The sequence below is a fragment of the Rhizobium sp. BK112 genome (assembly GCF_014193215.1).
Lineage (GTDB): Bacteria > Pseudomonadota > Alphaproteobacteria > Rhizobiales > Rhizobiaceae > Rhizobium > Rhizobium anhuiense.
Genome location: NZ_JACHYZ010000001.1, coordinates 929,722 through 954,056, shown reverse-complemented (window position 1 = coordinate 954,056; position 24,335 = coordinate 929,722). Strand labels below are relative to the sequence as shown.

The following is a 24,335-nucleotide window of genomic DNA, read 5'->3' as shown; positions in this document are numbered from 1 at the left end:
AGGATTGAAAACCGACTTCAACACCATTGCGATTTAATCGGATACGATTTATATAGGTCTCATCGTTAGAAAGCCTGGACAGGATGAACCGATGCCGACGTCTAAAGCAGCTAAGGGGCCGGATATGCTTGCGCCCACCTCGCCTCAGGCAGGCGCAGATGGCAGGAAACTTTCGAATTTCCTGTGTTTCGCGGTCTATTCGGCAAATCTCGCCTTCGGCCGCGCCTATAAGCCGATCCTGGATGAGCTTGGCCTGACCTACACCCAATATATCGCCATGGTGGCTCTCTCCGAACAGGACGACCAAACCGTCGGCGTGTTGGGGGAAAAGATGTTCCTCGAATCCAACACGTTGACGCCCATCCTCAAGAAGCTGGAATCGAATGGTTATATCACCCGTCACCGCGATCCCGCCGACGAACGGCAGGTGCGGGTCAGCCTGACGCCGGCGGGACGCCAACTCGTCGAATCTGATCCCGCCAACGCGCTGCTTGGCGCCACCGGCCTCGGCGACGACTTTCCCGTCGTTCAGAAATCGGTGACGACGCTGCGCGACAACCTGCTGCGATCGATGCAGGGCGAACCGGGGAAATCTTGAATCAGTCGCCTGATTCCGCCTGGGTCTACTGCCGCAGCGGCCGGAACGCAGTCCTGAGCTCGGCAGTGAAAGCCGTCGGCTGCTCCCAGGCGGCGAAGTGGCCGCCCTTTTCCAGCCTGTTGTAGTGGATCAGCTTCGGGTAGGCCCGCTCTGCCCAGCTCCGCGGCGCGGCATAGATCTCGTCGGGAAACACACTCACGGCAACCGGGATCTTGATACCCCTGGGGTCGAAGAATCCTCCTGTGGGATGGTGCGCGTTTTCCCAATAGAGGCGTGCCGAGGAGATTGCGGTATTCGTCAGCCAGTAGAGCGTGACGTTGTCGAGAATATCGTCCTTCGTCAGCCCCTCGGGCTCTCCGTCGAAAACGCGCGCGATCATCCGGTAACTGCGGATGTCGTGGTCGAGCATCCACGCCGCGAGGCCGACCGGCGAGTCGACGATCGCGTAGAGCGTCTGCGGCCGGTTGTTCATCTCGATGGCATAGCCCAGCCCATTCTTGTAGAAATCGTCGAGCTGCCCCCAGGCCTGTCTTTCCTCCGGCTGCAGGTCGGCGGGTGGCGGACCGCCGGCAGCCAGAGCCTTAGCGATGTCAGCCGGAACCGTGGCGGCCATGTTGGTGTGGATGCCGAGCAATCCCGGCGGTTCCTGTATCGCCATCAGTTCGGTGACCGCATTGCCCCAGTCTCCGCCCTGCGCCACGAACTTGGTGTAGCCGAGACGCTGCATCAGCGCCGCCCAGGCGTGCGCGATGCGCGGCGGGTTCCAGCTCCCCGACCCCGTCGGTTTCCCGGAAAAGCCGTAGCCCGGCAAAGACGGGATCACCACATCAAATGCGTCCTCTGCGCTCCCGCCATGCGCTGTCGGATCGGTGAGCGGTTCGATAATCTTCAACTGCTCAATGATGGAGCCAGGCCATCCATGTGTGACGATCAACGGCAAGGCATTTTTATGCTGGGAGCGGACATGAATGAAGTGGATATCCAACCCGTCGATCTCGGTGATGAACTGCGGCAAAGCATTGAGCCGCGCCTCCATCTTGCGCCAGTCGTAATCCGTCGCCCAATGGTTCGCGAGTTTCTGGATCGTCGCGAGCCGCACGCCCTGCGTATCGCCCGTGACGGTCTCCTTATCAGGCCAGCGGGTCGCTGCCACGCGCCGGCGCAGATCATCCAGCGCCTCCTCGGGGAAGTTGACGTTGAAGGGGCTAAGCCCGTCGCCGTTCGCCTCAGCGCTGCGCGTCCCGGCAAGCATGCTCATGGCTCCGGCGGCGGCCGTGGCGGCAAGCAGCTCGCGCCGCGTGGGCGTTGATAGAGATGTGGGTGGCATGACGCTTTCCTCTCCGTTTGGTCTGTCAGGAAACGGACGAAGATCGACTGACCGACCTCGTTCGCAGCAGCAGGTCATTCGCGTCTGTCCGGGGACTATGCTCCCGGGCAATAGAGGGGTCAACTTACCCTGTCAGGCTATGTCTCGACTGTCTCGATGAACGACCGGTCATTGCAAGAAGCCGTAGCTGCGGGCAGCATGTGCGAGATCGATTGGGGAGAGGAGAATGCATGCCCGACATCGCGATGGGCGTTTTGAGCCGGAACGGAACCGTTCTTCTGGCAAGACGCAGTTCAAAGCGCAAGGTGCACCCGGATCGCTGGAGCCTTCCGGGCAGCCATATCGAAGAGGGCGAAGACGCCGAGGCGGCAATGTGCCGGGAATTGATCGAAGAAATAGGCGTGGCGCCGGAGCGCTGGCGGTTTGCAGGACGGTTCGCATCGGAAGGCCCGCCCGAAGCATTCACCACTTTCCATGTCTATCACGTCGATAAATGGCACGGCCAGCCGCGACTGATCGGTGATGAACATACCGAACTCAGATGGTTCACCGCCGCTGCGATAGAAACAGAAGCCGAATTGGCGTTGCCTCAGCTCACTGAAATGCTGGCGAACCTGGCTGGCCGGGAAACACGCCCGCCCGCTTAGGTTTCTTGGCGGTCACGACGTCTCGCCGGCTGAACCGGTCTTCAGCGAGCATGATGCTGAGCGTCGCCAAGCGCTCCTTGCTCCATCATCTCGGCCGCCCTGGCATAACCGCCGCCCATTCCGTCGAGGAAATGTAGATGGGAATCCGGCCTGTCCGATGGCACGAGACAGGTCATCAGCGCATGCGACTGCCGATGCAGTCCGAAGTTGATCTCGCCGCGCGTTCTCGCCGCAACGAGCATGGCTTCGACCCTGTCGATCTGTTCGGGCGTACAATCTAACGTCAGGCGCAAACCGTCGTCGAACTTGCGGAAATCCGAATTGGCGGCGACCTCAGACCAGCCTTTCGCATCGACCTGTCGCCCACTGTCCTGGGGAATAGCCATATCCCCCGACAGCGGATGAGACCGGCGCCGCGCGGTATCGAAAACCGCAAGCACCCGTTTTGCCAGCGCTGCAAAGGCCTCGGGACTGGTATGGTCATTCGGCTCGACCAGCAGCGACAGGATCTCGCCCTGCCGACTCGGAAACGGGGTCCAGTCACAGCTGAGGCCGGTCAGATCAGGCTTCGTCGCATAGCGTCCCGGCTTGACCAGATACCGGCCGTTCTTGATCTGCTGCTCCGCCCATTTGAGGCCGCCCCCTGCAAACATCGCATAGGTCGCACTTTCCGAAGCCGCGTAGCGCGCAACGCGCACGTCGCGTCCACTGGTACGGATTTCCCGCACGGTGATGAGCCCGATGCGCAGAGTAAGGCCGAGATCGGCTGCGGCAAAGCTCGCCACCTGCCGCAATGCCGATGTCGCGGCCATAATGCCCTGCGGCGGCAGAGCGAAAGCCGCCCCGTCTCCGCGAAACACGAAGGGAAAATCGAACGATCCCCAGGCATTGCCGAGCGCCGCGATCACAGATGCGCCCGCGAAGTTCACGTCTTCATAGCGCCCCGAGCGGATCGCCGAGGTCGAGTTGACGACGTCGGTGATGCCGATCAACCAATCATCGGGCAACGGCTCATAGACATCAGGATCGAGCACGCGTGAAAACTCGTCATAGGCCTTGTGCGGCTGGGCGTGGCTATTGATCATGGCATGTTCTCCAGATCGGCAAGATTTCCGGTGCTGCTACATCAGGAAGGGGTCTGCCGGCCGATCGGCAGGCCCTTCGCATCAAATCCTCTGACAGTGAGGTCCTCCCTTCCCCCGCTCAGAGAAGCGTGGTCTCGACGTCGATATTGCCGTGTGTCGCCTTGGAATAAGGGCAGATGCCATGGGCTGCCTCGATCAATTCCTGCGCAACCTCGCGATCGATGCCGGGCAGGCTGACATTGAGGCGCGCCCTGAGGAAGAAGGAGCCGTTATCGCCGTTCAGATCGATCTCCGCATCGACCTCGGGACCGGCCGGCAGGGTGATCCTCCGCTGGGATGCGGCAAGCTCGATGGCGCCGATATAGCAGGCCGACCAGGCGATTCCGAACAGGTTTTCGGCAGCTGGATGCGGTTGCGGCAGCTTGATGTCGATCGTGCCGTCGCTACTGCGTGCAGAGCCGTTGCGGCCGCCGGAGATGTGGGTCTTGCCGGTAAAGAGAAGCTTCTCGGTCATGATGATATCCTTTCGGTTTGGGTTTTATACGCATCCGATTTAATCGGATACGCTCTAATACGCCCCACCAAAATCGATGTCAACACCATTCCGATTTAATCGGATACGATTTATTTTGATAGCCAAACTCGCCGTACCCGGACAATCCTCAACAGCGATATGCGAGAGGCCCGACCTGCAAGTCATGTCTTGTCGGGCGACCGAGCCCTCTATACGCTCTGCTCACAAGCTCGAGCCGATGCCCCCATGAAGAGCCAGAGAGATGGGATGTCCTCCATAACAGAAGACAACGCGGACCAATATGGCGACAGCCGGAAGCTCGCCGCGCGGGCTCGACTACATAGCCAATACACCATCGCCGAGACGGCATGGTTTCCATGGGTTGCGGCGCAGCTGCCGGTGAAGCCGGGCGATCGTATCCTCGACATCGGCTGCGGGCCGGCCTGGTTCTGGGCGGCAACGGCAGGTCTGCTGCCGGAGAATCTTGACCTGACGCTCGCCGACCTTTCGCCTGGCATGGTCGACGAGGCGGTGGCGCGCTGCAGCGCATTGCCATTTGGCTCCGTTCGAGGCCGCCAAGCCGATGCCGCCGCGCTTCCCTTCGAAGACGGCGCCTTCGATGCCGTGGTCGCGATGCATATGCTCTATCACCTGCCCGACCCGGACGCCGGCATCGCCGACATGTCAAGAGTGCTGAGGCCGGGCGGGTCTCTTGCGGTCACAACCAACGGCGCCGGCAATATGGGCGAGATCTACGCGCTGACGACCATCTTCGGCAGCGCGCCATCCGATCCGGCTGCCGAAGCCTTCGGATATGACACTGCCGAGCAATCGATGCGGTCACAGTTTGGAAACGTCTCCATGTCGCAGCATCCGGCAAAGCTGCGGATCACCGAGCCCGAGGATGTATTCCTGGCGCTGACCTCCTACCCGCCCGGCGACAGCGCCGGCGAACTCGAGCTCACCAAGCTCCGTCAAGCCATTGCCGATGCGTTCAGGCAATCCGACGGCGTCCTTGAGGTTCGTAAAGAGACCGCGCTGTTCCTGAGCAGGAAGACGGCCTGATCAGGATCGCGGGCTGCTGGCCCTACGACCGCGGCGGCCGGCCGTCATCGAACAGCGTGGCCAGCCACTGGTAGTATCGCGGCTGTTTCTCCCGCAGCTGGCTGCGTGAATAAGGCGGCCGGTCGATGTCGCCGAACAGGTAGACGCTGGCCGTGACCGCGAAAAATTCGTGATCATTGCTCATCATATAGGAATCGCCCGGCCAGACCCGCCGGCCGATATCAAAGAATTGCTTGACATCGGCATTGCCGAATCCGCCCGGAAGCATCCGGTCGTGATAGGCATGCAGAAGTTCATGCAGGATGATCGGCTTGTCGGACGCAAGACTCTTGACGCGCAGGTCGATGCCGGTCTTGCTGCTGTAGTGGCCGGGCCCGGCCTTTGCGGCGGCCGGATTGGCCCAGATCCTGATCGACCGCATAAAGGTGAGGACATCGGGTTTTAGATCGACATGCTCGACAATATCGAGCTGCCGTTTGACGGCCGCGACCATCTCCCGGTCGGGCTCCGCGTCCCTGGCATTGGTGAGATCCACCTGCCATCCGCGATAGGTGAAAACCAGCGGATCGGCGGCCGCCGTTCCCGTTGCCGCGATCATGATGGCGATGGCGGCGCAGAGCCCCAGGATTTTCGAAATCAGTCTCATGGCGCACCCTCAAACCTGCCCCTCGCGGACTGTCGCACAGGCAAACTAGACCAGAGGCACAAGCGCGTCATAACGGTGTTGATGTCCCGCGCACGAAGTCAGGAAAATGCTGGTGTCGCCGGGGTGCTCAGACCTTCTCTTTCTTCTTGATCTTTTCCTTCGGTTCCACCGGCGCATCCGGTGTCGGCGCCAGAAGCTTGCGCAGCGATGCGATCTTGTCCTTGACCAGCGGCCGGAAGCGCGTTGCGCGGTAAGGCATGTCGGCCGCACCGTAACCTTCCGGCCCGTCATCATTGCCGCGATGGATTTCCGCGAGCTTCACCCCGATGAACGTGCCGTCGACATAGTGGGTATATTCACCCACCCAGCGGATCGTATAAATCTCGCCCTTGCGGATAAGTTGGTCGATGCTGACATGCTTGAAAGTATCGTTGATGCAGACGACCTTCTGGCCGACATGGAAATCATAGCTCATGGATCAAACTCTCGAAAGGCAATCCGCCTGACCGATCTATAGCGCGCGCCGCGGCGGGGATGAACCATTTTCTGCCAGCCGGGCCGATTGCTACGATATCAATTGCACCCGCGCCGCACGCCTTACGGCGACATACATCAATCGCAATAGGCCTTGCCGCTCTTGCGGGAGCGCAGGTCGAAGTGGAAGTGGTTCCAGTGTTCCGGGTTGCTGCCCGGCCCGAGCACGGTGTTGAAATAGCGGCAGCTATCGGTGCGCACCGCCTTCAGCAGCCGGCCCTCGCGCAACGAAAACAGGCCCTTCTTGCGCACGTCGATCTCGTGGCCGTTCTTCAGCACGAACTTGCCGACGTCGATGGCATTGCCGCGGGCGTGTTCCGACATCGGATTGTATCTCTGCCGGCTGTTGTTCATGCGGCGGCAGGAATAGCCGCCGAGCGGTTGGATCGTCTTGATGCCGGTCCAGTAGCGGAAGCGCGCCGACGGCGCCAGCTCGTTCTTCACCCATTTGGCGAAGGCGAGCGTCACCTGGCAGTTCAACGTCACGGCCGGCTTCACGCCGATATTGCCGGAAAGCCCCTTCAGCGATACCGGATAAGGCACCTGACAGGCCGGCCCGTTCGAGATTGGCGGCTTTTCATCGAAGAGCACGCCCATGCGCTTCAGCTCGCGCCGGCAGGCAAGCTCAGAGGACGGCATGACGCTGGGATCGACGGGTGCCGCCGGTTCGCTCATCATCGGATTGTTCGGCCGCAGCATCGCGACCTCTTCGCTCTCGTCCTCTTCGGGAACGCGGGTCGGCGCCACGACAGGGCTGCCGTCGCTCCAAGCGGGCGCCCGGCTCATCTGTGCCTCGGCCGCCGGCTGCGGCATTGGCTGCTGCGGGGGCTGGCGCATGGGCTGGTTGAGCTGCGTAGGATTGTCGGTGCCGATGCCGTCGACAACCGGCTCGGTAGCATTGCCTTCGGCGATCTGCTGCTGTTGTTCCTGCGCCAGCCCGACGACCGGCTGGGCGCCGAGCTCATCATCCATGTTGACGCCGCCGGAAGGGATCGCAAGGTTCTGCGTGCCGCCCCAATTGCCGCTCGGCTGGCCCGCCGCCAGCGCCTCGTCGCTGTCGATCATTGGCAGCCGCCGGGACCCCGGTGCGGTCTGCGCCGGTGCGGCTCGTGCCGCTTGGCCGGTGCCGGCGAGGTTTGGCGTATCAAGATAATCGAGGGAGCCTTGCGTATTGCCGACGGCCGCGCTGGAAACCGGATAGGAGGACTGGCTCTCCACCGGCGCCATGCGCACGGCAGGCGCCATGCGCGCTGCCCCTCTCGACGGAGAGATTGAGCTGACCCTGGTGCCGTTGTCGACATTGGCCGGCGGCACCAGCCCGTCACTGATCGAACAGGTCGTCAGCGCCGCCGAGAGGATAACGGGCAAAAGGGTTCGCCGAGGAAAGGAAACAAACGCCATACTCTTATCGCTTCCGCAGGCTGGCTGGGCAGTGACCGAAAAAACTCACTTCAATTTTAGTTAAAAACGGTGAATGAAAACTTACCGGCACAATCTGAACGCGACGCAATTGAAAAAGGCCGGTTTCCCGGCCTTTAATCTCTCCGCTTCCTCACGCTGCCCGTGTGTATCGGGCCACCGCCGATGGTTCCGCGCGCAGCCGGAAATTCGCGAGCAGCGTCTTCAACTGGGTGCTCTCGTCAGCGAGCGTACGGCTTGCCGCCGTCGTCTCCTCGACCATCGCGGCATTTTGCTGGGTCATCTGGTCCATATGGTTGACGGAACCGTTGATCTCGTTCAGCCCGGTCGACTGCTCGCGCGCCGCCGTCGCGATCGAGGCGACATGATCGTTGACTTGGTTGACCAACGCCTCGATCTCCAGCAGCGCCTCGCCCGTCGAGCGCACCAGCGCCACACCGCCCTCGACTTCCGTTGCCGACCGGCTGATCAGTTCCTTGATTTCCTTGGCTGCATTGGCAGAACGCTGGGCGAGCTCGCGCACTTCCTGCGCGACGACGGCAAAGCCGCGACCCGCCTCACCTGCCCGCGCGGCCTCCACACCAGCATTCAATGCCAGAAGGTTCGTCTGGAAGGCGATTTCGTCGATGACCGAGATGATCTGGTTGATACGGCTCGACGATTCCTCGATCCGGCCCATCGCCGTCACTGCATTGCGAACGATATCGCCGGAGCGTCCGGCGCTTGCCTTGGTCTCGGCCACCATCTCGCGCGCCTCGTTCGCGCGCTCGGATGCCGTCTTCACGGTCGCGGTGATCTCGTCGAGCGCTGCCGCCGTCTCTTCGAGCGCGGCTGCCTGCTGTTCGGTACGCTTCGACAGGTTGCCGGTCGCCTCGCTGATGTCGGAGGCGCTGTCGTTGACGACGCGGCTCGATTCGGCGATCGCATGGATGACGCCGTTCAGCGCATCGACGGCAGCGTTGAAATCGCTCCTGAGCTTGGCGTAATCCTCGCCGATGTCACCGATCGAAACCGTCAGGTCGCCGCCGGCGAGCTTCTCCAGGCCAACGCCGAGCGCCTGCATCGCTTGGGTCTGTCGTTCGGAGGCCGAACGCAGGCTTGCCTCGTTGCCGCGGCGCTCTTCCTCGATCTGCCGCTGCCTTTCGTCTTCCCGGCCGCGCAGCGCGCTACGCTCGTCAACGGAATCACGCAGCACCAGCAGCACCTTGGCCATCTGGCCGATCTCGTCGCGGCGGTCGCTGCCGGCAATCTCCACCGATGCCTCTTCGGCTGCGATCGCGTTCATCGCCGCCTTCAGCCGGGCGATCGGCACTGTCACGCTGCGCACGATGGCATAGGCGATGGCCATCGTGGCGGCAGCCCCGAGCAGGCAGAGCACCGCCGCCCAGATCGCGTTCTGGCGATAAAGCGCGGCAAGGTCATCCGCATAAACACCAGTGCCGACGATCCAGCCCCAGGGCTCGAAACCGGCGACATAGGAATATTTCAGCACCGGCTCTTCGGCGCCCGGCTTCGGCCAGTAATAATCGACGAAGCCCTTGCCGTCCTTCTTCACCTTGTTGACGAATTCAACGAAGAGGAACTTGCCCGTGGGATCCTTCATCTGCGAGATATCGGTACCGTCAAGCTGCGGCTTGATCGGGTGCATCACCATGGCGGGACGCATGTCGTTGATCCAGAAATAACCGTCGGCGCCGTAGCGCATCGCGCCGATCACCTCCTTGGCCGCCGCTTGCGCCTGTTCGCGGGTCATCGTGCCCGCCTGTTCCATCTTGTAATATTTGTCGAAGATACCGAGCGCCGTCGCCTCCATCTTCTCCAGCCCCGCCTTCCGCTCCGCTTGCAGCTCGGAATAGGAGTAGTTCAGAAAGAAGATCATCGCCGCTGCAAGCACGGCAAGCGTGAAGCCGACGAGGCAGTAAAGGCGGGTGGAAATCTTGACGTTGCGCATGAGGTTCCCGGCGATTCTTTTAGGTGAGATCGATCGCATTCTGAATTGCCGGAATTACTGGAGCGTAAAGCTTAATTAGAAGATGATTAAATAACGTAAGGTCAGGCCGAAACGCCCGAAATCAACCATTTGAAATCGAATGAGATTTCGATCTGCGAAGGCTGCAACATTTTTCCCGTCGGCTGCCTTCAGCGCCCGGCCGTGCCGTCTTTTACAGCCCACGGCCTTTGCACTAGGGTGATCCGCAGTGAATCGCCGGCCCATGGCCCATACCAGATGGAGAAGACGTGATGACCGATGCCGCCAAGCCGAGAGGCGAACTGACGCTCAGGACGCTTGCCATGCCCGGCGATGCCAATCCGGCCGGCGATATCTTCGGCGGCTGGGTCATGGCGCAGATGGACCTTGCATCCGGCATCCGTGCGGCCGAGCGCGCCAAAGGCCGCGTCGTTACCGCCGCGGTCAAGGAGATGGCCTTCGAACTGCCGGTCAAGATCGGCGACACGCTGTCGGTCTATACCGATATCGAGCGTGTCGGGCGTACCTCGATCACACTGATCGTCGAAGCCTGGGCGCATCGTTCGCGTTACAACCAGCAGGAAAAGGTCACGGCCGGCACCTTCATCATGGTCGCGCTCGACGAAGAGGGCAAACCGAAGCAAGTCCCTGTGGAGTGACAGGCCGGGATCGAAAGCATGGAAACGGTCAGCTCGCCGGAGGTCTTCCTTCACATCAAGGTGGTGATGGGCATGGTCATCAGCCTGTCGCTCGCCAGGGTGCTGACCGGCGTTGCCGGCATCGTCCAGCATCCTGGTAAGGCCAAAGTCTATCCCATCCATCTCGGCTGGGCGCTGTCGATGTTCCTGTTCATCATCCACATCTGGTGGTGGGAGTATCGCCTGCAGGCCGTGCCTGCGATCGGCTTCGGCATCTATCTCTTCCTCGTCTGCTTCTGCAGCCTGTTCTTCCTGCTTTGCGCCCTGCTCTTTCCTGCTTCACTCGACGAATATGGCGGCTACGAGGAATATTTTATTTCCCGGCGGAAATGGTTCTTCGGCATTCTCGGCCTCACCTACGCCATCGATATCCTCGACACGGCGATCAAAGGCCACGAGCGCATCCTCTCGCTCGGCTGGGAATATCCCGCCCGCAACATCATTTACATCATCCTCTGCGCCATCGCCGCCTGGACCCCCAACCGCCGCTTCCACACCGCCTTCATCACCGCCAACCTGCTCTACCAGATCAGCTTCATCTTCCGGCTCTATGATGTGCTGGGGTGAGACGTGGTCCCGCGAAGCGGGAGCAATCGATCCAGTGAATCGATTGCAACGTCGAACGCCCTGAGCCCAAGCGAAGGGCCGGGAGAGGCGCAGCCGCAAACTCCATCCCCACAGTCGTCGCAAACATCACTCGCCGGCATCCGTCACCCGCCGCACCCCACCCGCCCATCGCAGCCATCCTGCTGCATAATGCGCAGCACAAGCACACGCCCCCAGGATCGCGACGTGATGCAAAAAGAAGCCCGCGGTCGACTCCTGAAAGTCCCAGAAATCGATCGATGGCCTGGCCAAGAGCCTGTCTCCGATGCCCATGACCACCATGCTGTGAATGCCGTAAGCCGCAATTGCGCCCGCAACGGCACGAATGGCTGCAGTCCGGATTGCGTTTGGCGACCCGGCCCGCAATAGCCTGCCCGCGACCGCCGTGATCATCGACCAGTGAAGGCCGAGATGGACAGCTGCGAGGATGAACGCCCAGTAGGCAGCAAGGATGTGAATTTCACGCGCCGTCGGTCCACCGCTGACGGGAAGGAAAGCAAACACACTGCGCGACATCAGCAGACTGGTGACCAGCAATGCGGCCATTACCAGGGCAATCGAGATATTCGAGGCGATTGTCACGAGCCCAGGCCTGCCCCGCGCCGCCCTTGGAAGCCTCGCCCACCACCGCCTGTTGAAGACATTGTGCGATAGGAGAAGGACGAACATACCGCTTCCGATCAGTTCATGTGACGTGTTGTCGAGCCACCAATAGGCTAGCGCGACCAGAAGCAGCCCGGCGGCCGTGAAGTCCAACACCAAGCGTATCAGGAATAGCGGGCTCATGACGCGGCGCTCTCGCAGCGGCTTCGATCTCCTCTAGTCAATGACAGCTCCCTCGAAAGCCTTGAGATCATCAAGCGTGTAGAGGAAGTCTTCGTCGGCCCGGGAGGAATGGCAGGATTGGCACCGCGCCGTGTTCTCGGCCATGTTGACGCTGCCGTCAGGCTTGAACCATTGGAACTGCCAGTCGCCGGTGCGACGGTCTTCGTCATAGTCGCCGCCCCAGCCGGAGCCCTTTTCCATAACGAAAGTGCGATAGACTTGCCCGTCGCGGTAATCGACCAGCACGAAATGCGTGCCCGGCGGAACAGGCTGCCCGTTCTTCACCGCCTGGATGGCTTCCTTCGTCGTCATGATGTGCTCGGTCACGTTGCCGCGTCTGACGGTGGTGTAGTGAACGAGACCGGCCAATTCGGGCATCGTCGTCCGGTTCGGCTCAGCGTCGACCTTCCAGCCGACGAGAGTGACGGCGCCGGCCACGGCAAAGAGAATTGCAATGCGTTTGATGAAATGACGCATGGATGTCTTTCCTGGTTTTGTGCGGAAGGCGTTTGGGCGACCGGCTCCGGCAAAAGCGGAAGGCAGCTCGCCTCATTCACGCCCGAAGACGTCTTTCGCGATGGCAACGGCCGAGACAGCACTCGGCCAGCCGGCATAGAAGGCAAGGTGGGTGATCGTCTCGATCAGTTCGTCCTCGGTCACGCCGTTCTGGCGGGCCCTGGCCAGATGGGATCTCAGCTGGTCGGGCCGATTCATGGCGATCAGCGCCGCAACGGTGATGAGGCTGCGATCCCGCTTCGACAGCTGCGGGCGTTCCCATATGTCGCCATAGAGGACGTCGTCGGTCAGTTCAGCCAGCTTCGGTGCGGTCGCGCCCATCAGTTGCTGGGCGCGCGACCGCCGCGACTTGTCGTCGCCTTCGGTTGGTGTTTGAGCGCTGACGACGCCCGGCAGAACGGCCAGCATCATGCTGGCCGACAGCATCAGGTTTCCCAACAATTGTTTCATGAGTTTCACTTCTGTTTCCAGGATCAGGCGAGAAGCTGCGCGAAGATGTCTCAACTTCCCCGCGAGCACGATCAGTCGAGCTTTTTCTCGCGAAGGAATGTCGAGACTAGGTCGGCGATCTCAACATTGTTCAGGTCGGAGAACGGAAAGTGAGTGTTGCCGCGGATGCCGATCTCCGGAAGATGCACGACGGTGACATCGCCGCCATGCCTGTTCACCGTGTCCCGCCACAGGCGAGCCATTGCCAGGCGCACCCGCCAGCTATCCTGCGCCGGCATCGTCGTCGGCTGGTCGGGAATATTGTCGCCGTAACAGATGACGATCGGGATCTTCGTCAGCTTGAGAAAGTCGTCTATCGGCACCGGCACGCCCTTCAGCGTGTCGAAGGCGCTCGGCATATCAGCGGGGACCTCGCCTGCCGGAAACACGAAGCTGCTGCCGGGTTCGAAGGCGACGATGGCTTTAACCTTGTCGCTCTTGATGGCCGTCAGCCAGCCGGGTCCACCGCCCTGCGAGTGAGTAAAAAGAACGCCAGGACCGATTTTCTCGAACAGCTTTGCCACCGCATTCGACACGACCTCCATGTCGAACGGGCCGGTGTTCGGCGTCATCGCGCGAAAATACTGGTTCAGCGCTTCCGGATCACGGGAGAATTGCACGCCGTCGAAATAGTTCGGCCAGATGCCGACGCGAAACTGGTTGAACCAGAGCTGCTCATCCGGCGTCGGCTTCACTGTTGTCTCGACCATGGTCCGCCCGGCCCCGCCCCGGCGTGGCTGGTCGACGAGATAGGTGGAGAAGCCTCGACGCAGGAAGATGTTCTGGAAGCCTTCGCGGCCGTCGGGCGTCGTCTCCCAGGTCTTGGAGAATTGTCCGGCACCGTGCCACATCACGATCGGGTATTGACGCGGGTTCACCGGCACCTGGTAAAAGGCAAAGGCATGATCGCCGTGATAGGTCTGGCCTGCGGGATCGAGAGGTTTCAGCGGATCGAAGGGTCCGGGCGCCGTCGTGCTGGTTCCCCCGACGGCAAAGCTGCCCTGCTCCTGGATGACCAATGGCTCGGACTTTGCCGCATCGGTAGCCGTCGCCAATGGCGCGGCAAACTGCGCCGAGGCAAGCAGCAATGCCGCGAGAGTGTTGGGCAATCCATATCGCATGTCGGCTTCTCCCGTTTCAGATGGCGAGAAGGTAGAGGCATTGCAGAGAAAGGATTAGACGGCTCGGACAGCTAGGGTCTATTAGGACCGCTAATTAATCACAAGCTGTTGATAAGCCGTGATGGAATAAAATCGGATTTACTTTCCTCTATAGCGGAGCGCATCGACGAACAGGGTGAACGCAGGAGACGCATGACGCCTGTTCGGATAGTAGAGATGGTATCCTGGGAAAGGCTGGCACCAGTCCTCCAAAACCCGGATCAGCCGCCCGTCTTCGATATAGGACTGAACCTGGTCCTCGGGCATGTAGGCCAGTCCCAGCCCGTCCAGTACGGCGCCGATCCGCATGGCGATGTTGTTGAACACGGCCTGCCCCTCGACACGGACGCGCAGTTCGCGGCCGTCCTTCTCGAACTCCCAGGGATATATCGTCCCATGCGTCGGCAGCCGCATATTGACGCAGTTGTGCGCCGTCAGGTCCTGAGGAACATCAGGGCGTGGATAATGCTCGAAATAGGAGGGCGCTCCAACGACCGCCATGCGCATCTCGGGGCCGATCCGAACCGCGATCATGTCCTTTGCCAAATGCTCGCCGAGCCGGATGCCGGCGTCGTAGCGCTCGGCGACGATATCCGTCAGGCCGTAGTCGACGATTACCTCGACGTTGATATCGGGATTATTAGGAAGAAACCGCGCCAATACAGGAGCGAGAACGGAAATCGCCGGATGCTCGCCCGCCGTGATGCGAATGGTGCCGGCCGGCCGCTCGCGCATTTCGCTCAAGGCGGCGATCTCGAACTGGATTTCTTCAAATCGCGGCCCGACCCGTTCCAGCAGGCGTTCTCCTGCCTGTGTCGGCGACACGCTTCTGGTCGTGCGGGTCAAAAGGCGAAGCCCGAGCTTCTCTTCGAGACCGCGCACCGTCTGGCTCAACGCCGATTGCGACACGCCGAGCTTGGCAGCCGCCCGGGTGAAGCTGCGTTCCCTGGCGACGGTGAGAAAGGCGACGAGTTCGTTGAAGTTGTTGTCCTGGGGCATTCATTAGTCCGCCTTATAGGTCCATGCGCATTACAGCATCTAATCGAAAGCTGACATGGGGACTAAGTTCACGTCAACTCACCTGGGATGCTGGCGGCAGCCAGCCATACAAAGCCACGAACGGATACGACCATGAAAATACGCAATATCGGCGATCTCGAAGTCTCCGCACTCGGTCTCGGCTGCATGAGCATGAGCGCCGCTTACGGCCCGCCCGCCGACGAAGGCGAGATGATCAGATTGATGCGCACCGCCCATCAGCAAGGCGTAACCTTGTTCGACACGGCCGAAGCCTATGGCCCTTTCGTCAATGAAGAGCTTGTCGGCAAGGCGCTCGCGCCGATTCGCGACCAGGTGGTCATCGCCACCAAATTCGGCTTCGATATCGACCCACAAACCGGTGAGCGCCGCGGCGGCACCAACAGCCGCCCCGAACATGTCAAGGCGGTTGCCGACGCGTGTCTGCGCCGTCTGAAGACCGACCGCATCGACCTGTTCTACCAGCACCGCGTCGATCCCGCCGTGCCGATCGAAGATGTGGCCGGCGCCGTCAAGGAGCTGATCGCAGCCGGCAAGGTCAAACATTTCGGCCTTTCCGAAGCCGGCGTTCAGACGATCCGCCGCGCCCATGCCGTCCAGAAGGTGACTGCCGTCCAGAGCGAATATTCGCTCTTCTGGCGCGGCCCCGAGGCGGAACTGCTGCCCACCCTTCAGGAGCTCGGCATCGGTTTCGTGCCCTTCAGCCCGCTCGGCGCCGGTTTCCTCACAGGCAAGATCGACGAGAACACCAAATTCGACGCGAGTGATTTCCGCAACAGCGTGCCGCGCTTTTCACCTGAGGCGCGCAAGGCCAATTTTGCGCTCGTCGACCTGATCAGGCGGATCGGTGACCGCAAGGGCGCAACACCCGCCCAGATCGCCCTCTCCTGGCTGCTGGCCCAAAAGCCCTGGATCGTCCCGATCCCGGGAACGACGAAGCAGCATCGGCTGGACGAGAATCTCGGGGCTGTCGACATCGACCTTCTGGCCGACGATCTCGCCGAAATCGACGCGGCCCTCTCCGGAATCCAGGTTCAAGGCGAGCGGCTGCCTGAGGCAGCGCTGAAGATGACCGGTCACTAAGGGCCCTCTCTCCAGCCTCGTGCTTCGAGACCCCTGCGGGCACCTCAGGATAAGGCTGGTCGGTGTGGGCCAGGCCTTACGCCTTGAGAAACTGCGACCCCTTATCAAACCCCAGCCCCGGAAAGATCTTCCCCGTCAGATCATCCGCACTCACATCGAACTGCCGGTAGAGCATCGCTGCGGCCAGTTCGCGCACGTCCGCGGTCGGCATCAAGTCGCGGTCGTCGAGCAGTTGGCCGTCGCTGACACCGGGCCAGCGGCCGAGGATGCGGCCGCCGTTGATGGCGCCGCCTGATAGCACCGCGCAGCCGCCGGTGCCGTGGTCGGTGCCGGCCGAGCCGTTCTGGCGGACGGTGCGGCCGAATTCGGTCATGGCGAGCACCACCGTCTTTGCCCAGATCTCAGGCCCGAGCGTGGTCTTCAGCGTGTTGATCGCCTGCGAAAGGTCCTGCACCGGCCGCTTGAACTGGCCGGCCTGGCCGATATGCGTGTCCCAGCCGGTGATGGAGAAGCTGGCGATGCGGTAATCGCCCTTCAGCATATTGGCCGCGAGCGCGGCCACATCGGCGGTCTTTTCACCGCGCTGGCCATCCGGCTCGACCATCATCGCGGCGGTGTCAGCCCGCGTCGCCTCGGCGAGTGCTGCGGCAAACGGTGGATCGCCGGCATAGAGCCGCGCCAGAAACTGCATCTCGTCACGCGCCGGCGACAGATTGGAATCCGACGCCCAGACATCGACATTGTTCGGCCCGGAGAGGATCAGCTCCGTCGAGGTGTTGACGTCGATCGCCCTGCGCGCATCCGAGCGCGGGATGATGGCGAGCGCCCGGTTCAGCCAACCGGTCTTTTCCTCGGCGACGTGCTCGCCACCGGATTCCAGCATATCCTGCCCGTCGAAATGGCTGCGCTGGTCGCGATAGGGCGTCGACACCGCATGCACGAAGGCGAGCTCCCGGCTCTTCCAGAGCGGCATCAGTTCAGCGGCGGCAGGATGGAGGCCGAAACGCCCATCGAGATCGAGAAGCCCGGTGTCGGGCGTCAGCGCCAGGGTCGGCCTGAGCGCCGCAAAACCGGCATCGCCATAGGGCTGCACCAGGTCCAGGCCGTCCATCGCGCCGCGCAGCACGATGGTGATGAAACGGTTGTCACCCGGCATCGCCGCGAAGGTGACCGGGATGAAGGCGGGGGCGGCGGCGAGACAGCAGGCCGACGTCAGAAAGCCACGGCGGGAAAGCAGGATCTGGCTCATGGGCAGACGCTCCTATCGGCGATTGAATTCGGGGGAAGCCAGCACCAACGTCAGCCCGCTGATCTTGTTCGGCGCTTGGGAGACTACGCGGATCGTCTCGTCGCGGGCTGCATCGGCAAGCGTCGATTTCAGGAATTCGCGCGGATCCTCGTCTCGGCCGAACTGCGCTGCGGCCCGTCTTGCCCAGGCCAGCCGTTCGGCAATCTGGCTGCCGGTGATCCAGGCGGAGAAGCCTTCTTCGAAACCGGCCGGGCTTGGCGGCAGCCAGATCGGCTGGCCCATGCGCTTCAACGCGCCCTGCCCCAGTGCCCGCGCCGTCCGGAAGGCCTTGAGACGCTTGTCTCTTGCCTCGCCGGCGGGATCCGTCGTCACCGGTGATCCCGCCATGCCAGGCGTATTGGCGGCCATGTCGCCCTCTTCAGTGCCCTGCTGGTTGGCCGCCAGGAAGCTGCCGACGACGCCGTTGACCGGCCCCGCATTCAACGCCCTGAGACCCGCAACGACATAATCGAAGGGCTGGCGCGCCTTGGTGCCCTCGTCGCGCCAGGCGGCGGGATGGTCGAGCATGGCGGTATAGACGGCCGTCAGATCGCCATCCGTCTTCTTCCAGGCTTCAACCATGTCGGACACCATGCCCTCGTCGGGCTGGTCGGAGACGAAATGCACTGCGAGTTTGCGGCTGATATGCGCCGCCGTCTTCGGATGGACAGCGAGATCATCGAGCAAATCGAGATAATCGTCGCGCGAGCGCCTGTTACCACCATAGCTGACGCCGAGCACCTGATGCGCGCCGGGCTCCGATATATTCGGCCGGAAGACGATATCCATCTCCTTGCGGTCGACGGTGAGCCCCGTCAGCACCATGGCTGCCGCCGTGACATCCGCCTGACTATAGCCGCTGCCGGCGCCGAGTGTGTGCAGCTCCAGCAGTTCGCGGCCGAGATTCTCGTTCAGCCCCTTGTTGCGCTTGATGCCGCCGGCCGAGTCCGGCCCGAGCGAATCCGCCTGGTCGAGATAGATCAGCATGGCCGGATGGGCAGTGGCGCTGCGCAGCAGATCGCCGAACCTGCCCGATATGAACGGCCGGATCGCCTCGGCCTCGTAGAGCGGCACGATGAGGCGCATCGGCAGGCTCTTGTTGGCGCTGGTGGAGAAATGATCAGTCCAGAAGGTCGCCAGCCGCTCGTAGAAACCGTAGGGCGACAGCACCGCCTGCATCAGCCGCAGGTTCGAATCGTGCTGGAACTGCTGCTGCGCCTGGCGCTGCACCCCCTTGCGCATCTCGCGCTGCACCGTATCGTCAGTCACCGTCTTGGCGTCCTGCCGAATTTGCGTCAGCTGCGACTGCAGGCTGAGAATCGCCCGGTGGCGCATGTCCGGGCCGCCCATGGGAAAATCCGGCATCGCCGCCGCCCCATTGCGCAGCTGGCCGATGAGCTCGTCCTTGCTGTCAGGTGGCGCCTCGCCCGGCCGCAAGCCATAGCCGAACCGGATCGCCGCCATCGTCGGGAAAGACAGGCTCATGGCAGATCACCTCCTGATCAATGCTGAAGCGATTCCAGCAAAAATGCACAGCGGTTTGCGCCCGGAATTGCGCAAAACAAAAAGCTTGAGGTGACAGGCTGCCAGCCGAATGCGACCGCAATCTGTAGGAAATGCGGCGATATCGAGACATGGACGATTTGTAATCTGTTGAAAAGGCTAAAGTTTATGCACGGAAGATGAAGGATGCACCAATTGCGATCAGGGCGAAGCCGATCGCATGGTTCCAGGTCAGGTTCTCGCCGAGCCAGAAGATCGAGAAGCCGGAAAAGACGATCAGCGTGATCACCTCCTGCATCGTCTTCAACTGCGCCGTCGTATAGACCGCCGAGCCGATACGGTTCGCCGGTACCGCCAGGCAATATTCGAAGAAGGCGATCCCCCAGCTGACGATAATGGCGAGGAAGATCGCGCTGCTCTTGTGCTTGAGATGCCCGTACCAGGCAAAGGTCATGAAGATATTCGAGGCAAACAGCATGACGACGGGCCAGATGGCGGCGGGAGAAAAGGACATGAAGAAACTCGGGGGGCTGTTAAGGGAAAGTTGACCGGCGAGATACCGGCGGGCCTTACCTAGCATGCTGGCGTTCCGCCGCAAGTCCCAGAGCATGGACCGATCGTCTCACGCCATCGAGGCGATGCGGATCGCCGAGTTAAAGGCCGGCGACATCAGCCGCCGGCCCTCGTACCGCAGGCAGCGCTAGATTCGCATCGCGCCATGCGGCTCCTCGGCCTCCTCCGTGCCGAAGCGGACATCCTTCTTCTCGTAGCCGAAGCCGGCGAGAGCCGCGACGACCAGCGCCACTACGGCGGCGACGATTAATAGCGCGTACGCATAGTCGCCGTCCCAGCGGGCAGCCAACCCCGCCTGCAGCGTCGCATTGCCTGAGGCGAGCAGGTTGCCGAGCTGGTAGGCAAAGCCCGGAAAGGTGCCGCGCACCTCATCCGGCGACAGCTCGTTCAGATGCACCGGCACGATGCCCCAGGCGCCCTGGACGAAGAACTGCATCAGGAAGGCGCCGATGGCGAGCAGCACCGGCCCCGGCGCATAGGCCCAGAGCGGTGCCACGGGCACGGCGATCAGCGCGGCGATGACGATTGCGCGCCTGCGCCCGATCCGCTGCGACAGCGCCCCGAAGAACAGCCCGCCGCAGATCGCCCCGATGTTGTAGACGATGGCGATGGCGCCGACCGTGTAGCTCGAATAGTTGCGTTGGGTCTCAAGGAAGGTCGGATAGATGTCCTGCGTGCCATGGCTGAAGAAGTTGAACGCCGTCATCAAAAACACCGCCCAGATGAACAGCGGAATGTTTTCGCGCAAGACCGTCAGGAATGGCCGCCGCCCCTCGGCCTGCCGCTTCAGGAAGGCCGGGCTCTCTTCGACATTGCGCCTGATGTAGAGCACCAGCAGCGCCGGCACCGCGCCGACGAAGAACATGCCGCGCCAGCCGATGACCGGAAAGAGCAGGAAGAATACGATCGAGGCGATCAGATAGCCCGAGGGATAACCCGCCTGCAGAATGCCCGAGACGATGCCGCGGCTCTCCTCCGGCACCGTCTCCATGACAAGCGAAGCGCCGACGCCCCATTCGCCGCCCATGGCGATCCCATAGAGCGCCCTGAGGACCAGAAACATGGTGAGCCCCGTGGAGAAGCCGGTCAGGAATTCAAACAGCGAATAAAGCAGCACGTCGGCCATCAGTGTGATGCGCCGACCGTAGCGGTCGGCCGCAAGCCCGAAGATCAGCGCGCCGAGCGCCCGCATGGCAAGTGTCAGGAAGATCGCCACCGAGACGGCGGGGACGTCTGTGTGGAATTCCTCGGCGATATATTTGAGAACGAAGACGAGAATGAAGAAATCGAAGGCGTCGAGCGTCCAGCCGAGATAACTGGCGATGACGGTGTTGCGCTGCTGCGGCGTCAGCCGGCGCAGGCTTTCCAAAGCGGACATATGAATTCCTCCGTCCGAAAGCGGCGGCGAGGCGGGCAATTCCGGATGCCGTCGGAAGGGGTGCCCGAAACGGGCGGGTGATGCTGTCGACAATTGCGTTCGCTGTGGGCGACAGCGGGCAATAACGTCATCAATCCTGCCGCTGTTCCATCACGATTGGCGTGATCGGGTCACACGCGGCTCCTTGTCGCAGGAATGCGACTGGCCAGCGCCCTGCCCTTTGGGCGCGACATTCTCCAACGTCCCTCATCCTGATGCGCCGAGCCCGAAGGGCGAAGCCTCGAAGAACACGCCGCAACGCCGCTCCCTGCGTCCATTTGATGCCGCCCCGCATCCGCCCCATCCTTGGGGGTCTCTGCGCGGTGCCTCAGGAGGAGGCTCTCTTGGACTTGCGCCATACGCAGCAAGCTGTGCCTAGCCTTCCGCTGGCACCTGCCCCCGGCACGCCCACGCCACCGACGCGAAAGACCGCGGCCCATCGGGCTCACCCGCCTCGTATGCCGCCCTGACGGCGGCATCGACGGCCCTTCGCTTCGCCGGATCCAGCCCTGCGACATATTTACCGAGCGGCCCCTCACCGGCAGCGATTGGATCCCAGTAGTCCTCGAAGGAAGAATACTCCATCCGGATCAGCAGCGACGTCTCCTCGACATCGACAAGGCCCTGCGCGATGAAGCTCTCCTTCATTTCCCCCGGCCGCATCATCGGCTGAAAACAATATTTGCGGCGCAAGGGCAGCGCATTCTCGTCGAGCATCACCACGGTATCCCACATCATTCGCATGCAGGACATGCCGCCATAATGGTCCCAGACGGCCGCCGCGACCACGCCGCCCGGGCGCACAACGCGAACCATCTCGGACACCGCCTTTCCCGCCTCCGGCACGAAATGCAGGACGAGCAGCGACATCGCCCGGTCGAAGCGGTTGTCCTCGAAAGGAAGAGCGCAGGCATCGGCCTGCTGGATCGTTATTCGCGGATCGGTGTTCCGCCGGGTTGCGGCCTCGACGAAGACCGGCGAATAGTCGACGGCGACGATCTCCCGCAGGCCTGGCGTTTCCGCCAAAGTGAACGCCAGGCTGCCGGTCCCGCAACCGACATCGAGCACGCGATTACCATTCGCGAGACCGGTGAAATCGATCAGCATCGGCGCCAGCCTTCTGCTCCAGCGCCCCATCAGCCGTTCATAACCATCGGCACTTTCGACGTTGAAACTCGACGGCATCGAAGCCTCCTTCTCAAGGACACAAGTCTTCGATTGAATACTAGGATTCACCGGCGACTGTGCAAGCGGGCACGATCGCCTGCATCCTCGGCTCGAGGCCGAGGATGCCGAGAAGTTGGGCTATCGTTGCCCCTCTTTCGACGTGGCCGTAAGGCGATTGCCGGCCGATCCACCTCCGTCAGATGTCATCAGCCGGCGATATCACCAGCCGGTGATACCGCATCAACTCAGCCGCCCGCCCTACCGAGCACACTCCAATCGAAGCCCCGCGCCCAGTCGGCGTAGCTGTGCCAGCCGACCTCAGGAAAATCGCGGCGCAGGGCGGCGATACCGGCGTCGTAGCCGGTGCGGTCGAACCATTCGAACATCAGCGCCGTATCCTCGCTCTGCTGCCGTATCGCCGCGATCGGCAATTCCTGGAAGCGAATCGGGCGGCCGAGCACCTCGGACAAGATCTTCACCTGCTGCTCGCCCGACAACTCGTCGCCGGCAATATCGAAACGCTTGCCGAACACCTGTTCGCGCCGCTCGGCCAATGCCGAGACAAAAGCACCAATGTCATCAATGGTGATCTGTTGCAGCACGCGCGTCGGCGGCAGCGCGGCGGCGTAGACGCCCTGGCGCAGGCCGTCGATCGCCCAGGGTGCCACGGTGTTTTCCATGAAGGCGACGGGCGCGCTGATCGTATAGGGTATGCCGAGACCGGCGATATGCTTCTCGACCAGATACTTGCTGTCGAAATGCGGAATGCCGGTCTTCTTGTCGGCATCGGCGACGGAGGAATAGATCAGGTGGCCGACGCCGGCGGCCTTTGCCGCATTGGCGACGGCAATGCCCTGACGGGTTTCCGCGTCCGTTCCGGCCTCGTAGCTGTTGCCCATCAGAAACATCGTGTCGACGCCCTCTGCCGCCGTCGCCACGGATGCCGCGTCGTCAAGATCGCCGGCGACGACCTCGACTCCCGCCGCGGTCAGCCGTTTTGCGCCTTCGCTGTCCGGCCGGCGGCTAATCGCCTTGACGCGATGTCCCCGCGCGATCAGGGCGCGCACGACCGCGCCGCCCTGCTGGCCGGTGGCGCCTGTGACCAGAACGCTTCGTGTGTTGCTCATCTGTCTACTCCTTGTTGTGACGGATACAGCAAAGTTAGGGTCTGTCGCATTGAACCATAATGGCCTATAATTGAGAAACATCGTACCATGTGGAGCTACAATGCTCGATCTCAACGATATCATGATCTTCGCCCGCGTCGTCGAAGCGGGCAGCTTCACCGCCGCCGCGCGCTTGCTCGGCATGCCGAAGACGACGGTCAGCCGCCGCATCGCCGAGCTGGAACGCGAACTCGGCGTGCGGCTGCTGCAGCGCACGACCCGCAGCCTCAACCTGACGGCTTCAGGGCGTCTCTACTACCAAGAAAGCAGCCAGGCGCTACGCACCATCGAAGGCGCCAACCTGCAGCTTGCGGAAGCGCGTGCGGAGCCTGCCGGCACGATCCGCATATCGGCGCCGGTCGGCTTCGGTGGCCATTTCCTCCAGGATGCGATCTTTGGATTTCTTTCGACCTACCCGAAGACGAGGGTCGAACTGCGCCTGACCGACGACAGGCTGAACCTCGTCGAAAACGGCATAGACTTGGCCTTCCGCACCGGTGTCCTCGAGGATTCTACCTTGGTCGCCCGCAAACTCGGCTCGATGCACCGCCTTCTCTGCGCAAGCCCGGATTATCTCGCCCGCTGCGGCCCGCCCGCCGCGCCTGAAGATCTCGTCCGCCACGACTGCGTCATCGCCGGCCAGTCTGTCCATGCGCAATGGTTGCTGGAAGGTCCGCGCGGTCAGGAAACGATCGCGGTTTCGGGCCGCTTCGCCGCCAACGAGATGCAGGCGGTGATGGCCGCCGCAATCGCCGGCCACGGCATCGCCCAACTGCCACACCGATTTGCCGAAGCCTGCATCAAGGATGGGCGGCTTCGCCGCGTTCTCGACGGCTATACGACCCCGGCCGGCGGCTTCCATGTCGTCTATCCCAGCAGCCGACACCTGCCGCCTTTGGTCAAAGCATTCATTGAACTGGCCGTCACACGGCTGAACTCCACAGGAACTGGCGGGAGCGAGGAATTCGCCATCATATCGCCTTAGGATGAAATCCGACCTTA

Annotated in this window: 25 protein-coding genes; 7 read left to right on the top strand and 18 right to left on the bottom strand. The window is 62.1% G+C overall.

Going from position 1 to position 24,335, the window contains the following annotated elements; all coding sequences use genetic code 11:
* The first annotated feature begins 124 nt into the window (after positions 1-124).
* On the top strand, positions 125-598 hold the full coding sequence (locus FHT75_RS04605) for a MarR family winged helix-turn-helix transcriptional regulator (RefSeq protein ID WP_082849719.1): 474 nt from the start codon (positions 125-127) through the stop codon (positions 596-598).
* Positions 599-623: 25 nt separating this feature from the next.
* On the opposite strand, the gene FHT75_RS04600 is transcribed toward FHT75_RS04605, so the two are convergent.
* Positions 624-1,925: an epoxide hydrolase family protein gene (locus FHT75_RS04600; RefSeq protein WP_063475118.1), complete on the bottom strand. Its 1,302-nt coding sequence runs from the start codon at positions 1,923-1,925 to the stop codon at positions 624-626.
* Positions 1,926-2,155: 230 nt separating this feature from the next.
* Between FHT75_RS04600 and FHT75_RS04595 the strand changes: the two genes are divergently transcribed.
* Entirely contained in the window at positions 2,156-2,572 is a 417-nt protein-coding gene (locus tag FHT75_RS04595; protein ID WP_063475119.1) for an NUDIX hydrolase, read from the top strand.
* Positions 2,573-2,613: 41 nt separating this feature from the next.
* Here the strand turns inward: FHT75_RS04595 and FHT75_RS04590 are convergent, their stop codons facing one another.
* Positions 2,614-3,657 carry a DUF3095 family protein gene (locus tag FHT75_RS04590; protein ID WP_183844919.1) on the bottom strand — a complete coding sequence of 348 codons (1,044 nt, stop codon included), beginning with the start codon at positions 3,655-3,657 and terminating at the stop codon, positions 2,614-2,616.
* Between the two features lie 118 nt (positions 3,658-3,775).
* Positions 3,776-4,171: an Ohr family peroxiredoxin gene (locus tag FHT75_RS04585; protein WP_028757221.1), complete on the bottom strand. Its 396-nt coding sequence runs from the start codon at positions 4,169-4,171 to the stop codon at positions 3,776-3,778.
* Between the two features lie 267 nt (positions 4,172-4,438).
* Between FHT75_RS04585 and FHT75_RS04580 the strand changes: the two genes are divergently transcribed.
* On the top strand, positions 4,439-5,236 hold the full coding sequence (locus FHT75_RS04580) for a class I SAM-dependent methyltransferase (protein WP_063475121.1): 798 nt from the start codon (positions 4,439-4,441) through the stop codon (positions 5,234-5,236).
* 22 nt (positions 5,237-5,258) lie between these two features.
* Here FHT75_RS04580 and FHT75_RS04575 read toward each other — a convergent pair whose 3' ends face one another.
* The 4 genes from FHT75_RS04575 to FHT75_RS04560 form a co-directional block, all read right to left on the bottom strand.
* The gene (locus FHT75_RS04575) at positions 5,259-5,882 is read right to left on the bottom strand and encodes a hypothetical protein (RefSeq protein ID WP_028757223.1); all 624 of its coding nucleotides are present in this window, start codon (positions 5,880-5,882) and stop codon (positions 5,259-5,261) included.
* Between the two features lie 127 nt (positions 5,883-6,009).
* Positions 6,010-6,357, bottom strand: a complete 348-nt coding sequence (locus FHT75_RS04570) for a hypothetical protein (RefSeq protein ID WP_028757224.1) — start codon at positions 6,355-6,357, stop codon at positions 6,010-6,012.
* A gap of 137 nt (positions 6,358-6,494) precedes the next feature.
* Positions 6,495-7,817: an extensin family protein gene (locus FHT75_RS04565; RefSeq protein WP_028757225.1), complete on the bottom strand. Its 1,323-nt coding sequence runs from the start codon at positions 7,815-7,817 to the stop codon at positions 6,495-6,497.
* Between the two features lie 151 nt (positions 7,818-7,968).
* The gene (locus FHT75_RS04560; RefSeq protein ID WP_028757226.1) at positions 7,969-9,786 is read right to left on the bottom strand and encodes a methyl-accepting chemotaxis protein; all 1,818 of its coding nucleotides are present in this window, start codon (positions 9,784-9,786) and stop codon (positions 7,969-7,971) included.
* A gap of 290 nt (positions 9,787-10,076) precedes the next feature.
* Here FHT75_RS04560 and FHT75_RS04555 point away from each other — a divergent pair, with 290 nt between their 5' ends.
* Positions 10,077-10,463 (top strand): acyl-CoA thioesterase, encoded by a 387-nt coding sequence (locus FHT75_RS04555; RefSeq protein ID WP_049813453.1) that lies wholly within the window; start codon positions 10,077-10,079, stop codon positions 10,461-10,463.
* A gap of 18 nt (positions 10,464-10,481) precedes the next feature.
* The gene (locus FHT75_RS04550; RefSeq protein ID WP_047610421.1) at positions 10,482-11,069 is read left to right on the top strand and encodes a hypothetical protein; all 588 of its coding nucleotides are present in this window, start codon (positions 10,482-10,484) and stop codon (positions 11,067-11,069) included.
* Positions 11,070-11,195: 126 nt separating this feature from the next.
* Here FHT75_RS04550 and FHT75_RS04545 read toward each other — a convergent pair whose 3' ends face one another.
* The 5 genes from FHT75_RS04545 to FHT75_RS04525 all read right to left on the bottom strand — a co-directional run bounded on the left by FHT75_RS04545 (position 11,196) and on the right by FHT75_RS04525 (position 15,097).
* Positions 11,196-11,894, bottom strand: coding sequence for a DUF4405 domain-containing protein (locus FHT75_RS04545; RefSeq protein ID WP_063475122.1), 699 nt, complete (start codon positions 11,892-11,894; stop codon positions 11,196-11,198).
* Between the two features lie 33 nt (positions 11,895-11,927).
* Positions 11,928-12,410, bottom strand: coding sequence for a cytochrome P460 family protein (locus FHT75_RS04540; protein WP_029868458.1), 483 nt, complete (start codon positions 12,408-12,410; stop codon positions 11,928-11,930).
* A gap of 72 nt (positions 12,411-12,482) precedes the next feature.
* Positions 12,483-12,899, bottom strand: a complete 417-nt coding sequence (locus FHT75_RS04535) for a carboxymuconolactone decarboxylase family protein (RefSeq protein ID WP_029868459.1) — start codon at positions 12,897-12,899, stop codon at positions 12,483-12,485.
* A gap of 71 nt (positions 12,900-12,970) precedes the next feature.
* On the bottom strand, positions 12,971-14,059 hold the full coding sequence (locus FHT75_RS04530) for an alpha/beta hydrolase (RefSeq protein WP_029868460.1): 1,089 nt from the start codon (positions 14,057-14,059) through the stop codon (positions 12,971-12,973).
* A gap of 138 nt (positions 14,060-14,197) precedes the next feature.
* The gene (locus tag FHT75_RS04525) at positions 14,198-15,097 is read right to left on the bottom strand and encodes a LysR family transcriptional regulator (protein ID WP_063475123.1); all 900 of its coding nucleotides are present in this window, start codon (positions 15,095-15,097) and stop codon (positions 14,198-14,200) included.
* A gap of 132 nt (positions 15,098-15,229) precedes the next feature.
* On the opposite strand from FHT75_RS04525, the gene FHT75_RS04520 reads away from it, so the two are divergent.
* Positions 15,230-16,219 carry an aldo/keto reductase gene (locus FHT75_RS04520; protein WP_029868408.1) on the top strand — a complete coding sequence of 330 codons (990 nt, stop codon included), beginning with the start codon at positions 15,230-15,232 and terminating at the stop codon, positions 16,217-16,219.
* A gap of 76 nt (positions 16,220-16,295) precedes the next feature.
* On the opposite strand, the gene FHT75_RS04515 is transcribed toward FHT75_RS04520, so the two are convergent.
* From FHT75_RS04515 to FHT75_RS04490, 6 genes are all read right to left on the bottom strand, one after another.
* Positions 16,296-17,468, bottom strand: a complete 1,173-nt coding sequence (locus FHT75_RS04515) for a DUF1501 domain-containing protein (protein ID WP_029868407.1) — start codon at positions 17,466-17,468, stop codon at positions 16,296-16,298.
* Positions 17,469-17,480: 12 nt separating this feature from the next.
* On the bottom strand, positions 17,481-18,992 hold the full coding sequence (locus FHT75_RS04510; protein ID WP_029868406.1) for a DUF1800 family protein: 1,512 nt from the start codon (positions 18,990-18,992) through the stop codon (positions 17,481-17,483).
* Between the two features lie 184 nt (positions 18,993-19,176).
* Positions 19,177-19,524 carry a DMT family protein gene (locus tag FHT75_RS04505; protein WP_029868240.1) on the bottom strand — a complete coding sequence of 116 codons (348 nt, stop codon included), beginning with the start codon at positions 19,522-19,524 and terminating at the stop codon, positions 19,177-19,179.
* Between the two features lie 186 nt (positions 19,525-19,710).
* Positions 19,711-20,961, bottom strand: a complete 1,251-nt coding sequence (locus tag FHT75_RS04500; protein ID WP_029868239.1) for an MFS transporter — start codon at positions 20,959-20,961, stop codon at positions 19,711-19,713.
* A gap of 414 nt (positions 20,962-21,375) precedes the next feature.
* Entirely contained in the window at positions 21,376-22,185 is an 810-nt protein-coding gene (locus FHT75_RS04495; RefSeq protein WP_028757582.1) for a class I SAM-dependent methyltransferase, read from the bottom strand.
* 227 nt (positions 22,186-22,412) lie between these two features.
* Positions 22,413-23,294 carry an NmrA/HSCARG family protein gene (locus tag FHT75_RS04490; protein ID WP_029733196.1) on the bottom strand — a complete coding sequence of 294 codons (882 nt, stop codon included), beginning with the start codon at positions 23,292-23,294 and terminating at the stop codon, positions 22,413-22,415.
* A gap of 100 nt (positions 23,295-23,394) precedes the next feature.
* On the opposite strand from FHT75_RS04490, the gene FHT75_RS04485 reads away from it, so the two are divergent.
* The gene (locus tag FHT75_RS04485; protein ID WP_029733195.1) at positions 23,395-24,318 is read left to right on the top strand and encodes a LysR family transcriptional regulator; all 924 of its coding nucleotides are present in this window, start codon (positions 23,395-23,397) and stop codon (positions 24,316-24,318) included.
* Positions 24,319-24,335: the final 17 nt, after the last annotated feature.